The following is a 1,329-nucleotide window of genomic DNA, read 5'->3' on the forward strand; positions in this document are numbered from 1 at the left end:
AACTCAGTGCATTGTTTAAGAATTAGGCAACTATGGACCAGGCATGTCTTCTATCTGAATTAAGCAACAAAACCAAGTTATCATTGAAAATAACAAACAAATCAGGGTTCGAAAAAATCATACCTGGTCTTTTTTCAGGTAATAATTTACTAATATTATCTTTATTAAACTTGATATACATATCAACCGGCCCACGCTTCATTAAAGTGTTCTATTGGTATAAATTCAACACCATTTGGAGTTGTTGATTCAATTTCTTTTACTATACTTTTGTGAAAGAATGTGTGAAATCCCCAAGCCGAGTCTCTAAATACTAGTCTTTTTTGAAGAGGAATTGATAAAATTTTCTGAGGATCAATGACGATTTTTTTCATACCTGAGATATTTCCGCGTTTGAACCTTTTGAAATTACTCTGTTCATGACAGATGACATCTTGTTCATTTGCTAACTGCAACATCATGAAATCATGTTCACCTTTATCAATTAATTTGATATGTATCCAGTTAGAACCATACAAGTTTGCAATATTCAATCTATCATATATATTTCTAGATATGGAAAAATCAGGCTCCATTATAACATCTGGTATTATATACTTTTCGTCTGGCTTATATTTTGCTAAAACAGGCACAGGGCCACATGGAAAAGTAAATATTGTGCTGTATGCCGCTTCTTCATATTCATCAGGAACTGCATAAATTGGTGTAATTTGGTTTTCTTTTACGAAAAAATAATCACTCATGAGCCTGCCTCTAACTTTCTAGGTTCCATTACCTTACCTAGTTTATTCCGAATTTCGTGCCCAGTTCCAGTAATATTAAGCCTATGGGGACATTCTTCTCTACTTTTTTTCTCGCTTTCAATGTGACCACCTCCACATCCAATTTTTGAGCTCGGAGCATAGTCTTTACCAAATCTGGACAGAGTCCAATGAAAGCTATTTAGTTTGTCCACTATATCTTCCGCTGCGTCATCGAGATCCTCGGTAAACTCTTTTTTCTTGGAGCTTTTACAGTAATATTTTTTCTCGGCTCTTTTTTTAATCTCGCTTATTTGTTTGTTTACTCCTTTCAAGTAGGTGCGTAATTCACTATATAGCTTCTCGCACTCTTCATCTGGGATTTCTTCGGGTTTTGGGTTAGCTGGTTTAACGGGTTGCACCCCGTTAAATCAGCGACTATTTCATTTCAATTAGCTCATTCGCATTGTACTTATAACTTATTTTCACTTTATGCGCTTTCCTAGCAACTCTCGGCTTTGTTGCGTAAATCGAGTGAACTAAATCAGAATCGTACGATCAGATCAGAGACATTCTCTTATTGACTCCG

Annotated in this window: 2 protein-coding genes; both read right to left on the reverse strand. The window is 35.4% G+C overall.

Going from position 1 to position 1,329, the window contains the following annotated elements; genetic code table 11:
- Nucleotides 1-182 precede the first annotated feature (182 nt).
- Complete coding sequence (locus Q1A70_RS19935) at nt 183-743, reverse strand: hypothetical protein (protein WP_065105828.1); 561 nt, start codon at nt 741-743, stop codon at nt 183-185.
- Nucleotides 740-1,162 carry a hypothetical protein gene (locus Q1A70_RS19940; protein ID WP_299695766.1) on the reverse strand — a complete coding sequence of 141 codons (423 nt, stop codon included), beginning with the start codon at nt 1,160-1,162 and terminating at the stop codon, nt 740-742. Before Q1A70_RS19940 ends, Q1A70_RS19935 begins: the two co-directional genes overlap by 4 nt.
- Nucleotides 1,163-1,329: the final 167 nt, after the last annotated feature.

The sequence above is a fragment of the uncultured Vibrio sp. genome (genome assembly GCF_947488985.1).
Classification (GTDB): Bacteria; Pseudomonadota; Gammaproteobacteria; order Enterobacterales; family Vibrionaceae; genus Vibrio.

Bases quoted from the DNA above. Each gene is read 5' to 3' on its own strand.
- Q1A70_RS19935 (WP_065105828.1), bottom strand. From the start codon at position 743: ATGAGTGATTATTTTTTCGTAAAAGAAAACCAAATTACACCAATTTAT.